Origin of the sequence: Streptomyces humicola (genome assembly GCF_024436035.1) — a bacterium.
Lineage (GTDB): Bacteria > Actinomycetota > Actinomycetes > Streptomycetales > Streptomycetaceae > Streptantibioticus_B > Streptantibioticus_B humicola.
In genome coordinates this window covers 83,232-97,702 of record NZ_JANFNG010000017.1, presented here as the reverse complement: position 1 = coordinate 97,702, position 14,471 = coordinate 83,232, and the positions used below count along the sequence as shown (strand labels likewise).

The following is a 14,471-nucleotide window of genomic DNA, read 5'->3' as shown; positions in this document are numbered from 1 at the left end:
CAGTCCCGAGCACCCATGCGTTTCGCGGGGGTTTCAAGCGGGTGTCGAGACCGTAGGGCGGGCCTGGCGGGGCGACGAGTCTTGCGTGCGTTGCGCGGCTTTTCCGCGTTGACAGGAGTTCTGCGCGTTGTGCTCACGGACCGGGGGTAGGCAGATCGGTTTCGGCCATGCACAATCGGCGCAATGTCCATGCGCGCGCTGAATCGGGTACGCGGGTGGCGCGGCCGGAACCGGAAGCTGTACGCCCGCATTCTTGTGTGGCAACTGGCCATCCTCGCCCTGACCAGCGCCATCGGCTTCGTCCTGCTTGCCATCGCACAGCGCGCCCAGTTGGACAGGGAGTACGAGAACCAGGCCCTGGCCATCGCCCGCACCACCGCCGCCGAGCCGCAGATCCAGCACGCCATGGAGTACGGAGGCGGCGGGAACGTGGTGCAGGAGATCGCGCAGCGGATCAAGAACGCCTCCAGAGCCTCGTACGTCGTGGTGTTCGACCTGCACGGAGTCCGGCACTCGCACCCCCACCCCGCCCTCATCGGCCAGCGCGATCCGGGGGTGACGGTGGACGGGCAGACGCACGTGGGCATCGACGTTGGATTCACGGGCATTTCGGCCAACGGCAGGGCCCCGCTCCTCAGCCCGAGCGGCAAACTCCTGGGCCAGGTGTCGGTGGGCATACCGGAGAAGAAAGTCACCGGAGAACTGTGGAGTGAATTGCCCAGTTTCGGGCTTTACGCCGGAATCGCTCTCGGAGTGGGCGTGGTTGCCGCGTATACCCTTGCCCATCGGCTCAAGCGCAACACGTTCGGCCTGGAGCTGGAGGACCTCGCCGGGCTGCTGCAGGACCGCGAGGCGATGCTGCACGGCATCCGCGAAGGCGTGGTCGCCCTCGACCCACACGGCAGGATCACCGTCGTCAACGACGAGGCGCGCCGGCTGCTCGGGCTCGGCACAGCCCTGGGCTCGCGGCTCGACGAGGCGCTGCCGGACGGACGGCTGCGCCGCGCCCTGGACGGCACCCTCACCGGCAGCGACGTGACGGTGCTCACTGACAGCCACTGCCTTGTCGTCAACCGCATGCCGGTCACCCTGCACGGGCACGAACTCGGCGCCGTGGTGACCGTACGCGACCGCACCGAACTGGTCGGGCTGCTGCGTGAACTGGACTCGGTACGCGGGCTCACCGACGCCCTCCGCTCCCAGCAGCACGAGTTCTCCAACCGCATGCACACCCTTGCCGGGCTGCTGGAGCTCGGCGAGCACGACGCGGCGTACGAGTTCGCGGTGGAGTCGGCCGGCGCGGAGCCCTTGCTCGCCGAGTCGGTGCGCGACCGGATCGGCAATCCGCTGATGGTCGGCCTGGTGATGGCCAAGACCACGGTCGCGGCAGAGCGCGGGGTGCGCCTGGCGCTCACCGAGGACTCCGAGCTCGGCGAGCAGCCACCGCACCTGGACCGGCTGCTCACCATCGTCGGCAATCTCGTCGACAACGCGGTGGACGCTGCGGCATCCGGCGGCCAGGGCCCGCCGGAGGTGCGTCTGGCCGTGGTCGAGGACCCCACGAGGGTGACGGTACGGGTGGCCGACAGCGGTCCCGGTGTGCCCGCCGTGGCACGCGATCGGATCTTCGAGGACGGCTGGTCGACCCGTCCGGACCGCGGCACCGCGCGCCGTGGACTCGGCCTCGCCCTGGTTCACCGCCTCGTGCAGCGGCACGGGGGCACGATCGACGTCAGCGAAGGCCCCGGCGCGGTCTTCACCGTCGTCCTGCCGCAGCCCCACGCGGCGGACGCCGACGAGGCAGGGACGGACGGCACGGAAGAACTTCCGAGAACCCGACTGGCCGAGAAGGGAGCAGGCTGGTGATCAGAACCCTCGTCGTCGAGGACGACTTCCGGGTGAGCGGCATCCACGCCGCCTACGTCGGCCGGGTACCAGGGTTCGAGGTGGTGGGGCGGTCGGGCACGGTGACCGAGGCCCTGGAGGCAGTCGGTTCGCTGGAGCCCGACCTGATGCTGCTGGACGTGTACCTGCCCGACGGCAGCGGCCTGGACGTCCTGCGGCAGCTGACCGGCGACGCGGGCGGGGCGCGGCCGGATGCGATCATGACGACCGCGGCACGCGATGTCGCGTCGGTGCGGGCGGCGATGCAACTGGGTGCGGTCGGCTATCTCGTCAAACCCTTCGGGTCCGCCGCTCTCGCCGAACGGCTCACCTCCTACCGCGAGTTGCGCCACCGGGTGGACGCGCTGGACCCACAGGCGGAGACCGACCAGGCCGATGTGGACGCGCTGTTCAGCGCGGCCCGGCCCAGCGCCCTGCCTGCCGTGCCGGCCAAGGGCCACTCGGCGCCAACGCTCGCACTGGTGCGGGAGGCGGTGCGGTCGGCCCAACGAGACCTGTCGGCGGCCGAGGTGGCGGAGGCGACGGGGGTGTCGCGGGCGACCGCCCAGCGCTATCTGTCGTATCTCGTACGTGAGGGGCTCGCCCGGCTGGAGCTGCGGTACGGGGCCACAGGGCGGCCGGAGCACCGATACCGCGCGACGGCCTGACTGCCGGCCACCCTGGACTGCAGAACACGCGATCCGCGGTTTGCCGGGTATCAGCGATGTCGTGGCTGCACGAGCCCGTGCTCGAACGCGTACCGGACGGCCTGCGCCCGATCGCGCGCCCCCGTCTTGGCGAAGAGATTGTTGATGTGCGTCTTCACCGTCGCCTGACTGACGTAGAGCTTCGCGGCGATCTCGGCGTTCGACAACCCCTCGGCGACCAGAGCGAGCACCTCGGCCTCACGTGCCGTCAGCCCGTCAGGCAGCTCTCCCGCCCTGCGCCGCTGACGCGGCTCTCCCGGCGTCACGCCCTCTGGCGCCTCGGGAGGGGGAGCCGAGAACCTCTCCAGGATGCGCCGTTGCACCTTCGGCGACAGGCCTGCGTGCCCCGCCATCACATTCGCGATCGCCTGCAGAATCTCGTCGCCGCCGGCGTCCTTCGTCAGATAACCGCGCGCCCCGGCCTGCAGCGCCGGAAAGAGGGAATCGTCGTCATCGAACGTGGTGAGGACGACAACCTGGGTCTCCGGATGCTCAGACCGGATCCGGCGTGTCGCCTCCACCCCGTCGCATCTGGGCATCCGCAGATCCATCAGCGCCACGTCGGGCTCCTTCTCCGCCACCAGCCGCACGGCCTCCTCCCCGTCCGCCGCCGCGCCGACCACCTCGATCCCGGGCAGCAATCCCAACAGCATCACGATGCCCTCGCGCACCACCGTCTGGTCGTCCGCGACGATCACCCGCACCGCCCGGCCCTCGTTCGGCCCCGCATTCACGCCGGCACCCGCAGTCGGACCACGAACCCCTCCTCGACCGGTCCCGCCTCCAGCGTCCCGCCGAGCAACTCAGCGCGTTCACGCATTCCGAGCAGACCGTAACCCGAACCGGATGCGCTCAGCCCGTTGTCCACAGGCCGGCCGCCGAAGTCGCGGACCTCCAACTCCACCTCCTCCGCCCCGTAATCGAGCCGGATCGCCACTTTCGCCCCGGGTGCATGCTTGCGGGCGTTGGTCATTGCCTCCTGCGCCACCCGCCGCACCGCCAGCCCGGCCTCCGCGGGCAGCGCCCTGCTCTCCCCCTGGACCTGCAGTCTCGCGCCCTCGCAGTCGACCAGCTCACGCAGGAACTCCTCGACCGGGCTCAGTTCGCCACGCAGCGCGGACAGAGCCTGCCGTGTCTCGGCCAGACCTTCCCGTGCCATCCGCCGGGCCGCGACGACGCGCTCCAGCACCTCGTCCCGCTCTCCACCGCGCTCGATCAGCAACCGGGCCGCCTCCAGGTGCACCATCTGCGCGGAGAGGCTGTGCGCCAGGACGTCGTGGATCTCCCGGGCGATCCTGCCACGCTCACGAAGAGCGGCGGTTTCCGCCTCGGCGGCCCGCGCCGCCCGCTCCTGCACCAGCAGCCGATGCGTGTTGGCCCTCGCCTCCGCGTCCTGCCGGATCACATAGCCGACGAGGCCGAGGCCGACCGTGGTGAGCGTCGTGGTGAGCCAGTTGTCCGGACTGGCCAGCAGCGCGTAGGCACCGAGCGCCGCGGTGGTGAAGGGGACGGCGACGGCCAGCGGCAGCCGCTCCATGGCCGCGACCGCCGAGGCGTACCAAAGCACCACGGACACGACGTTCACACCCGTTACATGCGCCGCCATCGCGCCCCCCAGGAAGAGGCACAGCAGCGCGACCGAGGGCCACAGCCGGTTTTCGAGGGTCATGCGGAAGAAACCCCAGGTCGCGACGATCGCGGCCACGGCCCCGGTCGCCAACCACAACGAGGCCCAGCCGGTGAGCTCGTGCTGTGCGACCGCGCTGAACATCACGGCGCCCGCGATGATCAACCGCACGACCAGCCGCAGCACCCGGTTCTGGGGCGGTCTGCCCGCACGGGTCAGCGCCTCACGGGAAGGCCAGTCGGTCCAGAAGCTCAGTGACACTCGGGCTCCCCAGGTCGGCGCCTGCCTCACGGCACGGCGGTCAGAGCGTATGCGGGCTGCAGCTCGCGGGCCCGCCAGACGACCCCTCCGCTCCTGACCAGCAAGGTGGCCGCCAATGCCAGCATCGTCGCTCCGCTGCCCTGGTGCACGCCAATGGCCATTCCGGCCCCGGCCAGACCGAACCGTATGGCAATCGCCCCTATCCATGCCGCCGCCGTCGCCTTCGTGCCCTTGGACCACACGGTGCCGTTGTCGTCCCGCCATATCCGCGTGGTGTAGGCCCACACGGCGCCCATGCCCACTCCGACCAGCACCTCGGCAGCGAGCAGCGCCACGGAGGCCGCCTCGTGGTGCGGGTCCACGACCCCCGACTGGCGCAGCGACACAAAGACCAGCACGGCCGGCAGAACCCACCACTTCCTGTTGCCCGAGATCGCCTGCGGCCTGAGCTGTCGCGCCAACACCAGCGCGACGACCGCGACGATCACCACGGCATCGACAAGACCGGACATGGGAAACGCCTCCGAGCTGCGTAGAAGACCAACACTTCAGACGGTACGGAGACGGCCGGCCGCAGGGATCGGCGCCAGGGTTGATGCCGGGTGGAGCTTGGTTCTCCACCCGTGGGTGGAGAACCAAGCTGCAGCCCGGTCAGGCGTCGATGCGCGAGCGGTCCAAGGTCGCGGCGGAGTTGGTGATGAACTCCTTACGCGGTGCGACCTGGTTGCCCATCAGCAGGTCGAAGGCGCGCTCGGCCGCCTCCAGATCGCTGATGTTGATCCGGCGCAGGGTGCGGTGGCGCGGGTCCATGGTTGTCTCCGCCAGCTGGTCGGCGTCCATCTCTCCGAGACCCTTGTAGCGCTGGATGCTGTCCTTGTAGCGCATGTTCCTGCGCTCCAGGTCGAGCAAGGTCTGGCGCAGCTCGTTGTCGGAGTAGGTGTAGAGGTACTTGTCCTGACCCTTCTTGGGGTTGACCAGTTCGATCCGGTGCAACGGCGGCACGGCGGAGAAGACGCGCCCCTCCTCCACCATCGGCCGCATGTACCGCTGGAACAGGGTGAGCAGAAGACAGCGGATGTGGGCGCCGTCCACATCGGCATCGGCGAGGAAGATGACCTTCCCGTACCGGGCCTGGTCGACGTCGAACGTCCGGCCCGACCCGGCCCCTATCACCTGGATGATCGACCCGCACTCGGCGTTCTTCAACATGTCCGAGACCGACGACTTCTGCACGTTGAGGATCTTGCCGCGGATCGGAAGCAGCGCCTGGAATTCGGAGTTACGCGCAACCTTTGCCGTTCCGAGCGCGGAGTCGCCCTCGACGATGAACAGTTCGGTGCGGTCGACATCGTCGCTGCGGCAGTCGGCGAGCTTGGCGGGCAGCGAGGACGATTCAAGAGCCGTCTTGCGGCGCTGCGCCTCCTTGTGCTGCCGGGCCGCGATCCGCGTACGGGCCGCGGCGACCACCTTCTCCAGCACGGCGCGCGCCTGCTGCTTGTTGTCCCGCTTGGTGGAGGTGAGGAACGCCTTCAGCTCCTTCGCCACCACGTTGGCGACGATCCTCGACGCGGCGGAGGTGCCGAGCACCTCCTTCGTCTGCCCCTCGAACTGAGGCTCGGCGAGCCGTACGGTCACCACGGCCGTCAGGCCCTCCAACGCATCGTCCTTGACGATGTCGTCCTCCGCGACGCGCAACAACTTGGTGGAGCGGAGCACCTCGTTGAGGGTGCGGGTGACGGAACGCTCGAAACCCGCCACATGGGTGCCGCCCTTGGGGGTCGCGATGATGTTGACGAACGAGCGCATCGTGGTGTCGTAGCCGGCGCCCCAGCGCAGCGCGACATCGACACCGAGGTGGCGTGTGACCTCCGTCGGCGTCATGTGACCGCGCTCGTCGAGGACGGGAACGGTCTCCTTGAAGGTGCCCTCGCCCTGCAGCCGCAACACGTCGCAAATGGCCTTGTCCTGGGCGAGGTATTCGCAGAACTCGCCGATACCGCCGTCGTAACGGAACGTCTCCTCGACTGGATTCTCGTCCTCGATGCCGCGTTCGTCGCGCACGACGATGGTCAACCCGGGCACGAGGAAGGCGGTCTGGCGGGCGCGCTGGTGAAGGTTGTCCAGGGAGATCCTGGCGTCCTTGAGGAAGATCTGACGATCCGCCCAGTACCGCACGCGGGTTCCGGTGCGCGCCTTGGGGATCTTCTTCGTCTTGCGCAACCCGCTCGTCGGGTCGAACGGGGCGTCAGGGCCGGATTCCGTGAAGATTCCCGGTACGCCGCGGCGGAAGCTGATGGCGTGCGTGTGGCCGCCGCGGTCGACCTCGACATCGAGGCGGGAGGAGAGCGCGTTGACCACTGAGGCGCCGACACCGTGCAGGCCGCCGGAGGCCGCGTACGAGCCGCCGCCGAACTTTCCGCCCGCGTGCAGCTTGGTCATGACAACCTCGACGCCCGACAGCTTGGTCTTGGGCTCGACGTCGACGGGGATGCCGCGCCCGTTGTCCCGCACCTCCACGGAAGCGTCGTCGTGCAGCACCACCTCGATGTGATCACAGTGCCCGCCGAGTGCCTCGTCGACGGCGTTGTCGATGATCTCCCAGAGGCAGTGCATCAGCCCTCGACTGTCCGTCGAGCCGATGTACATGCCGGGGCGCTTGCGCACCGCCTCGAGGCCCTCGAGGACGAGCAGGTGCCGCGCGGTGTAGTTGGAGCCGTCGCGGTCCGCCCCGCTCAGCAGGGCGGTCGACGGCGCTGATGTCTCGGCGGTCACGCGGGCAGCTCCTCGCACTTCTTGCGTTGTTCTTCCTGGCCGTACTGCGTCGGGCGGTAGTGGCGGTGCGCACGACTTCGCGCTCCTCCCGTCGGACCGCGGGCGGCCCCGATGGGTTGTACGCCGAGGAGAGGGTACCGATGCCTGCACCGACGCCGTCGCCGCGACCCGGCTTCAGTCCTCATGCTAGCGCTGAACCGATCACCAGTTCGATACCTCCTTCGAGTGATAGCCACATCACGTTCCCAAAGAGGCATGAACCATTTAGGCTCCGGGCACGTCCTCTCCAACAACCGGCACACCCAAGCCGGGGACAAATACTGACAAGTGACCTAGACCACACCACATAAGACATCAAGGCCTATTCGCCGCCAACCGGTAACATCCGGCCGCCTCGGGCTCAACTTTCGAGGAAAAGCCACGAGCGGGAACGTTTTCGGCCTGGTTGGATGTTGACCCTGGTACGACAGCTCGTCGAGCTAGAGAAGAGGCGACGTGACTACTGTTCTGACCCCCGCAAGCCCGCTGACTGCCGCAGACCGCTGCGACCGCTGCGGCGCTCAGGCTTACCTGCGCGTCGTTCTCATCAGCGGTGGCGAGCTTCTCTTCTGCGCGCACCACGGGCGCAAGTTCGAGCCGGAACTGAAGAAGATCGCTGCGGAAATACAGGACGAGACCGAACGACTCAACGCCGCACCCACGGCGCCGGTCGAGGACTGACCCGGCACATCTCACATCGCAAACGACGAGCTCGACCGGCGAAGCAGGCCGGTGAAAGGGCGGCCTCCCCGGCGAGGGGCGGCCGCCCGTCGTCGTTCGGCTTCACCTTCCGTACGCAACCGGATGCGCACCGAATGCCATGGACGGTCCAGGGGACCGCTACTCTGACATTTCCGATTTTTCGGACTTATCCGACTTCGACACCTGCTCTGCTATCGGCGACACGCGCGTGTAGACGCCGGGGTGCCCTGCCTGCCCGCAGCCCGTTCCCCACGACACGAGACCGACAAGCCGCCCGTGCGAGACCAAGGGGCCGCCACTGTCCCCCTGGCAGGCGTCTCGCCCCCCTCTCGGCGTGCCGGCGCAGAGCATGGCGGACGGGACGTACGTGCCGACCGGGCTGCCCGGGTAGGCGCGCGTGCACCGTGAGTCGTCGAGCAGCGTCACGCGCGCGGAGTGCAGCGTCCACGCGTACGATCCGTGCCCGCTGGTGTCGCCCCAGCCATAGACGGTGGCGGGGCTGCCCGAGCGGTAGGCTTGGCCGTCGGCCGGACCGGCCATCGGGATCACGGAAGCCGCGGCCAGTGGCCGGGCAAGTTTGATCATGGCAACGTCCCCCGTATTGGTCATGGCGTCGTAAGCGGGATTGATCCACACACTTTTGAGCGGCACCTCCTGCCCGGCATGGCCGCGCAGGTCGTACCGCCCGGCTATCACGCGCAGGTCGGGCACATCGTGCCAGTCCAGCCCGAGGACATCGCGTCCAAAACAGTGCGCCGCAGTGAGGACCACGCTCGGGGCGACCAGCGCTCCCCCGCAGAACTGGCCGGATCGATTGGGACCGAAGCGCGCTCGGCTCGCCAGGGCGACCACCCAGGGGTGTTTCTCGATGCTCGCAGGCTGTCCGCCGACCACGATCCGGTCGGCGGACGCCGGTATCGCAGGGGTGAGCAGCGGTGAGGCGGCAGCCAGCAAGGTGAGTCCACCGAACAGGGCGGCAGCTCTCCGACGACGCGGCCTGTAGCGCATACGGCCTCCTGACCATGCGGATCGGCTTGGACACTCAGCGTGTTCCACCCCGGGCGATGACGCATCCGGAAAGCCGCGGGCCCGGAACCTCCTCGGAAGGTTCCGGGCCCTTGCGGTCGAGACCGTTGGTCGTGCGGGTCAGTCCAGGTAGTCGCGGAGCACCTGGGACCGGGACGGGTGACGCAGCTTTGACATGGTCTTGGACTCGATCTGGCGGATCCGCTCACGCGTGACGCCGTAGACCTTGCCGATCTCGTCCAGCGTCTTGGGCTGGCCGTCGGTGAGGCCGAAGCGCATCGAAACCACGCCCGCCTCACGCTCCGAGAGCGTGTCGAGGACGGAGTGGAGCTGCTCCTGCAGCAGGGTGAAGCTGACGGCGTCGGCCGGGACAACGGCCTCGGAGTCCTCGATCAGGTCGCCGAACTCGCTGTCGCCGTCCTCGCCGAGCGGGGTGTGCAGGGAGATCGGCTCGCGGCCGTACTTCTGGACCTCGATGACCTTCTCCGGGGTCATGTCGAGCTCCTTGGCCAGCTCCTCCGGGGTGGGCTCGCGGCCCAGGTCCTGGAGCATCTGCCGCTGCACGCGGGCGAGCTTGTTGATGACCTCGACCATGTGCACGGGGATGCGGATGGTGCGGGCCTGGTCGGCCATCGCGCGGGTGATCGCCTGACGGATCCACCAGGTGGCGTACGTGGAGAACTTGTAACCCTTGGTGTAGTCGAACTTCTCGACCGCGCGGATCAGGCCGAGGTTGCCCTCCTGGATCAGGTCGAGGAAGAGCATGCCACGGCCGGTGTAGCGCTTGGCCAGCGAGACCACGAGACGGAGGTTGGCCTCCAGCAGGTGGTTCTTGGCGCGGCGGCCGTCCTCGGCGATGATCTCCAGCTCGCGCTGCAGCTTCGGGGCGAGCTTGTCGGCGGCCGAGAGCTTGTCCTCGGCGAACAGACCGGCCTCGATGCGCTTGGCGAGCTCAACCTCCTGCTCCGCGTTGAGCAGCGGCACCTTGCCGATCTGCTTCAGATAGTCCTTGACCGGGTCGGCGGTGGCACCGGCGGCCGCGACCTGCTGCGCGGGAGCGTCGTCCTCGTCGTCGTCGGAGAGCACGAAGCCCTCGGACTCGGGCTGGTCGGGGCCGACGGGCTCGTCGCCCTTGCCGGGAACGGGCGCCTCGTCGACGAGGTCCTCGGCCTCAATGAGCTCGTCGTCGCTCTTCTTGGGCGCGCTCTTCTTTACGGCCGTCTTCTTGACCGCGGCCTTCTTCGGTGCGGCCTTCTTGGCGGCCGGCTTCTTCGCGGCCGACGCCTTGGCGGGGGCCACAAGTTCTTCGGCGCTGTCGGCTTCGATGGCGACCTCCGCGGTGGCCGCCGGCGCGGCTGCGGTCTTGGCGGCGGCGGTCTTCTTGACCGCGGCCGTCGTGCCGGTGACGGTCTTGGTAGCAGTACGCTTCGCCGGGCTCTTGGCTGCGACGCTCTTGCGGGTCCGCTTGGGCGCCTCTGCGGCACTGACCATCAGCGTCACACCCTCCTCGTCGAGGACCTGGTTGAGGCTGCGCAGGACGTTCTTCCACTGGGTTGCCGGAATCTGGTCCGCCTCGAAGGCCCGACGTACGTCGTCGCCTGCGATCTGGCCCTGAGCCTTACCCCGCTCGATGAGCGCCATCAGAGACTCGGATTCGGTGATCTCCGGCGGGAGCGTACGGGATGTGCTGGCCGACACGAACAACCTCTCGGAACGATGGGAACGACTTCCGACCGCGCCTGCACTCGGCAAGGGCCGTCGGCCGCCGGAGGGGATGGTCCGGCGATGGGGGCGGAACCGCACAGCAACACAGCACCTGGGATGTCATCTGTATTCCTTCTGCGGCACCACCTCTTACGTCATCGCGCCTCCCCGAAGAGCGTTACGCGGCCCTTACGTGGCCCGTGTCACACCGTGTTTCAGCGTAAGCCCGCCGCTACGGGAGTACGTCCGTCCGACCCGGCTCGAGCCCAGCCGAGCCCGTGCCGGGCCCGTGTCGAACGCGGCCGCCGCCGGGCCCCTTGTCGGGCCCGGCGGCGGCCCGCGGGTGGTCCGCTGCACGGGCGGGCCGACGGGCTGGGCAGGTGGATCGCGGTCGGCGGCGGCGAGGCGGTTCAGTGCTCGCGGGGGGCCGGGACGACGTGGTCCACCTCCGGGTGGACGGTCAGCAACTGCCGCATGGAGGTTTCTGCGGCCGCGCCGTCGCCCGAGGCGAGAGCGTCCACGATGCGCATGTGCAGGCCGACGGCGGCCTCGCTGGGGCGCTCGCAGCCGGTGGCCGGGCCGCCGGAGACCTGGAGCGCGGCGGAGACGATGCCGGACAGGTGCTCCAGCATCCGGTTGCCGGTGACTTGGAGGAGCAGCGCATGGAACTCGGCGTCCGCGCGGGAGAAGGTGAGCGTGTCGGCCTGGGCCACAGCGTGGCTCATGATCTCGGCCATGTCGGCGAGGCGCTGCTGGACGTCGTCGCGACCGTGGCCGGCGGCGAGTCGTGCCGCGAGCGGTTCGATGGTCCAGCGCAGCTCGCACAGTTCGCGGCGCTGGTCCTCGCGCTGCGGGCCGAAGGCGCGCCATTCGATGATGTCGGGGTCGAGGAGGTTCCAATCGCTCACCGGGCGGACCCGGGTGCCGACGTTGGGGCGGGCGCTGACGAGGCCCTTGGCCTCCAGCACCCTCAGGGATTCGCGGACGACGGTGCGGGAGACCTCGAAGCGCTGGCCGATCTCCTCGGGGACGAGGGGGCGGTCGGCTCCGAGGTCCCCGGAGACGATCATCTGGCCGAGTTGTTGGACGAGTTGGCCGTGCAGGCCTCGCCCACGGCTGCCGCTGGAGCGGCGGCCGACCCGGCCCATTTCGGGCTCCACTCCGTCCCAGTTGGGCGCGGCTGAGCGGTCGGACCCCGGGACGTCGGGGTAGGGGTATCGGTCGAGCTCGTTCGGTCCGGTAACACCTGCATCAGCAGGGCGGGCCGCGGTCATCATGGTGTGCGCAAGGGTACTCACGCATCCTTTGTCGGCGATGCCCTGCCTGGCCTTGAGGGCTTTGCTGAAAAGCACACGAAAGGGTGATCGACCATCACCCCATAATTGACGCTTTATCGGAAAGAAATGGGCTTTCCTGGATGAGTTGCGGACACGACGGGTCGCTGGAGGCCGTCGGACCGGCTCAACTCCGCGCCATGACCCCCATGCTGGAGGCATATACCAGACAACTCCCCTGCGTTGCAGGCCCGTTGCCGCCGATCATCACACTTCGGGGCGCAGCATCGGCGGATTGAGAAGCGTTGCGCCGCCGGCACGGAACAGCTGGGCGGGGCGCCCGCCCTGCCGGGTGGTCGTTCCTCCGGCGGGCACGAGAAATCCCGGGGTGCCGGTCACCTTCCGGTGGAAGTTCCGCGGGTCGAGTGCGACACCCCATACCGCCTCGTACACCCTGCGCAGCTCGCCGACCGTGAACTCCGACGGGCAGAATGCCGTTGCCAGTGACGAGTACTCGATCTTGGATCTGGCGCGTTCGACTCCGTCGGCGAGGATGAGTGCGTGGTCGAAGGCGAGCGGGGCCCGCTGCTCGTCGTCGGTTCCCTCTTCGCCACGGAGCAGATCGGTGACCGGGGCCCAGCGTGCGCTGCGGGCGTCACCACCGGCGCGCGGCGCCGGCAGGTCGGGGGCGAGGACGAGATAGGCGACACTGACGACACGCATCCGCGGATCACGCTTGGGATCTCCGTAGGTGGCGAGCTGTTCGAGGTGCGCGCCATCGGTGCCGTACGGCCCGGAGGGGCCGGCGGCGGCCGTGGACGCAGGAGGCTGGGCACGCAGCCCGGTCTCCTCGGCGAGCTCGCGGCAGGCCGCTTCCATGAGATCTTCGTCGGGCCGGACGAAACCGCCGGGCAGTGCCCAACGCCCCTGATAGGGCGGCTCACCCCGGCGCACGGCGAGCGCGCACAGCGTGTGTCTGCGCACGGTGAGCACGACCAGGTCGACGGTGACGGCGAAGGGTGGATGAGCCGACGGGTCGTAGGGCGCCATGGCGCGATCATAGTCGTCTGCCTGACGATAAAAACCGTTCCATGGCACAAGCCGCGCGTATTCACCAGTTCACCTGCCCGAGCCCCCTGTCGAGGAAACCGATGGCCGTCTTCCGCCAGCCCGGCACCGTACTGACCGACCACACCTTCAGCGTCCCTCTGGACCACGCCGACCCTGGAGGCGAGCGGATCGAGGTCTATGCCCGCGAGGTGGTGGCCGCCGGGCGTGAGCGTGACTCGCTTCCGTGGCTGCTGTTCCTGCAGGGCGGGCCGGGCGGCCGCTCGCCTCGCCCCCTGGGCCGGGACGGATGGCTGGTGCGGGCGCTCGACGACTACCGGGTGCTCCTGCTCGACCAGCGCGGCACCGGCCGTTCCACCCCCGCGAACCGGCAGACGCTGCCGCTGCGCGGGGACGCGACCGCACAGGCCGAGTATCTTGCGCATTTCCGGGCGGATTCCATCATCAGGGACTGCGAATTGATCCGATGCCGACTGCTCGGAGAGGACGGACAGTGGTCGGTACTCGGGCAGAGCTTCGGAGGCTTCTGCGCACTCACCTACTTGTCGTTCGCACCGCACGGGCTGCGCGAGGCGTTCATCACCGGCGGACTGCCCGGCCTCGGCACCACGGCGCAGGAGGTGTATCGGGCGGCTTATCCACGGGTGGAGAACAAGAACCAGCGGCACTTCGCCCGCTATCCGCAGGACGTCGCCGCCACCCGCGAGATCGCACGGCATCTGCGCGAGCACCGGGTGCTGCTGCCCAACGGCGGATCTCTGACCGCCGAAGCCTTCCAGTCGCTGGGCATCATGCTCGGCGCCGGGACGGGCTCGCACTCTCTGCACTACCTGCTGGAGGACGCTTTCGTACCCGGCGACGGCGATCGCCGGCTCTCCGACTCCTTCCTCTCCGCGGTCCAGGGCCATCTGTCGTTCGCCGGGAACCCGCTCTATGCCATCCTGCACGAGTCGATCTACGGGCAGCGATCGGTGTCGAGGGACTGCACCGGGTGGGCGGCGCAGCAGGTGCACCTCGGCCATCCGCAATTCGACGTGGACCAGGCGCTGTCGGGGGACGGCCCGGTGTTGTTCACCGGCGAGATGATCTATCCGTGGATGTTCACGACGGACCCGGCGCTGGCACCACTGCGCGAGACAGCGCATCTGCTGGCGTTGCGCGAGGACTGGCCGGATCTCTACGACGCCTCGCAGCTCGCGGCCAACGAGGTCCCCGTTGCCGCGGCGGTCTACCACGACGACATGTACGTGGACGCCGCCCAGTCGCTCGCCACTGCCCGGTCGGTGGGCTCGTTGCGCACCTGGGTGACGGACGAGTACGAGCACGACGGACTCCGGGTGAGCAGCGGGCGCGTTCTCGACCGCCTGATCCGGCTGGTGCGCGGCGAGGCGTAGTCCGAACGGCACG

Annotated in this window: 12 protein-coding genes; 4 read left to right on the top strand and 8 right to left on the bottom strand. The window is 68.9% G+C overall.

Annotated features, from left to right (window positions below; all coding sequences use genetic code 11):
* Positions 1 to 189: 189 nt before the first annotated feature.
* Together NGB36_RS21000 and NGB36_RS20995 are read left to right on the top strand one after the other, a co-directional pair.
* Positions 190 to 1,866: an ATP-binding protein gene (locus NGB36_RS21000; protein ID WP_255921895.1), complete on the top strand. Its 1,677-nt coding sequence runs from the start codon at positions 190 to 192 to the stop codon at positions 1,864 to 1,866.
* Positions 1,863 to 2,552, top strand: a complete 690-nt coding sequence (locus NGB36_RS20995) for a response regulator (protein WP_255921894.1) — start codon at positions 1,863 to 1,865, stop codon at positions 2,550 to 2,552. The genes NGB36_RS21000 and NGB36_RS20995 overlap by 4 nt, the downstream gene beginning before the upstream one ends.
* A gap of 50 nt (positions 2,553 to 2,602) precedes the next feature.
* Here NGB36_RS20995 and NGB36_RS20990 read toward each other — a convergent pair whose 3' ends face one another.
* The 4 genes from NGB36_RS20990 to NGB36_RS20975 form a co-directional block, all read right to left on the bottom strand.
* A complete protein-coding gene (locus NGB36_RS20990; protein WP_308288895.1) occupies positions 2,603 to 3,295 on the bottom strand; it encodes a response regulator transcription factor in 693 nt (230 codons plus the stop codon).
* A gap of 26 nt (positions 3,296 to 3,321) precedes the next feature.
* Positions 3,322 to 4,479, bottom strand: coding sequence for a sensor histidine kinase (locus tag NGB36_RS20985; RefSeq protein WP_255921893.1), 1,158 nt, complete (start codon positions 4,477 to 4,479; stop codon positions 3,322 to 3,324).
* A gap of 26 nt (positions 4,480 to 4,505) precedes the next feature.
* Positions 4,506 to 4,991, bottom strand: coding sequence for a CcdC protein domain-containing protein (locus NGB36_RS20980; RefSeq protein WP_255921892.1), 486 nt, complete (start codon positions 4,989 to 4,991; stop codon positions 4,506 to 4,508).
* 139 nt (positions 4,992 to 5,130) lie between these two features.
* The gene (locus NGB36_RS20975) at positions 5,131 to 7,251 is read right to left on the bottom strand and encodes a DNA gyrase/topoisomerase IV subunit B (protein WP_255921891.1); all 2,121 of its coding nucleotides are present in this window, start codon (positions 7,249 to 7,251) and stop codon (positions 5,131 to 5,133) included.
* Positions 7,252 to 7,746: 495 nt separating this feature from the next.
* On the opposite strand from NGB36_RS20975, the gene NGB36_RS20970 reads away from it, so the two are divergent.
* A complete protein-coding gene (locus NGB36_RS20970; protein ID WP_255921890.1) occupies positions 7,747 to 7,971 on the top strand; it encodes a DUF7455 domain-containing protein in 225 nt (74 codons plus the stop codon).
* A gap of 159 nt (positions 7,972 to 8,130) precedes the next feature.
* Here NGB36_RS20970 and NGB36_RS20965 read toward each other — a convergent pair whose 3' ends face one another.
* The 4 genes from NGB36_RS20965 to NGB36_RS20950 form a co-directional block, all read right to left on the bottom strand.
* Positions 8,131 to 9,000 carry a S1 family serine peptidase gene (locus NGB36_RS20965; RefSeq protein WP_255921889.1) on the bottom strand — a complete coding sequence of 290 codons (870 nt, stop codon included), beginning with the start codon at positions 8,998 to 9,000 and terminating at the stop codon, positions 8,131 to 8,133.
* Positions 9,001 to 9,138: 138 nt separating this feature from the next.
* A complete protein-coding gene (locus NGB36_RS20960) occupies positions 9,139 to 10,722 on the bottom strand; it encodes an RNA polymerase sigma factor (RefSeq protein WP_255921888.1) in 1,584 nt (527 codons plus the stop codon).
* 410 nt (positions 10,723 to 11,132) lie between these two features.
* Positions 11,133 to 12,020: a FadR/GntR family transcriptional regulator gene (locus NGB36_RS20955; protein ID WP_255921887.1), complete on the bottom strand. Its 888-nt coding sequence runs from the start codon at positions 12,018 to 12,020 to the stop codon at positions 11,133 to 11,135.
* A 243-nt stretch (positions 12,021 to 12,263) separates the two neighbouring features.
* Positions 12,264 to 13,046, bottom strand: coding sequence for an NUDIX hydrolase (locus NGB36_RS20950; protein WP_255921886.1), 783 nt, complete (start codon positions 13,044 to 13,046; stop codon positions 12,264 to 12,266).
* A gap of 101 nt (positions 13,047 to 13,147) precedes the next feature.
* Between NGB36_RS20950 and NGB36_RS20945 the strand changes: the two genes are divergently transcribed.
* Positions 13,148 to 14,458 (top strand): alpha/beta fold hydrolase, encoded by a 1,311-nt coding sequence (locus tag NGB36_RS20945; protein ID WP_255921885.1) that lies wholly within the window; start codon positions 13,148 to 13,150, stop codon positions 14,456 to 14,458.
* Positions 14,459 to 14,471: the final 13 nt, after the last annotated feature.

Bases quoted from the DNA above. Each gene is read 5' to 3' on its own strand.
- NGB36_RS20980 (WP_255921892.1), bottom strand. From the start codon at position 4,991: ATGTCCGGTCTTGTCGATGCCGTGGTGATCGTCGCGGTCGTCGCGCTG.
- NGB36_RS21000 (WP_255921895.1), top strand. From the start codon at position 190: ATGCGCGCGCTGAATCGGGTACGCGGGTGGCGCGGCCGGAACCGGAAG.
- NGB36_RS20950 (WP_255921886.1), bottom strand. From the start codon at position 13,046: ATGGCGCCCTACGACCCGTCGGCTCATCCACCCTTCGCCGTCACCGTC.
- NGB36_RS20945 (WP_255921885.1), top strand. From the start codon at position 13,148: ATGGCCGTCTTCCGCCAGCCCGGCACCGTACTGACCGACCACACCTTC.
- NGB36_RS20965 (WP_255921889.1), bottom strand. From the start codon at position 9,000: ATGCGCTACAGGCCGCGTCGTCGGAGAGCTGCCGCCCTGTTCGGTGGA.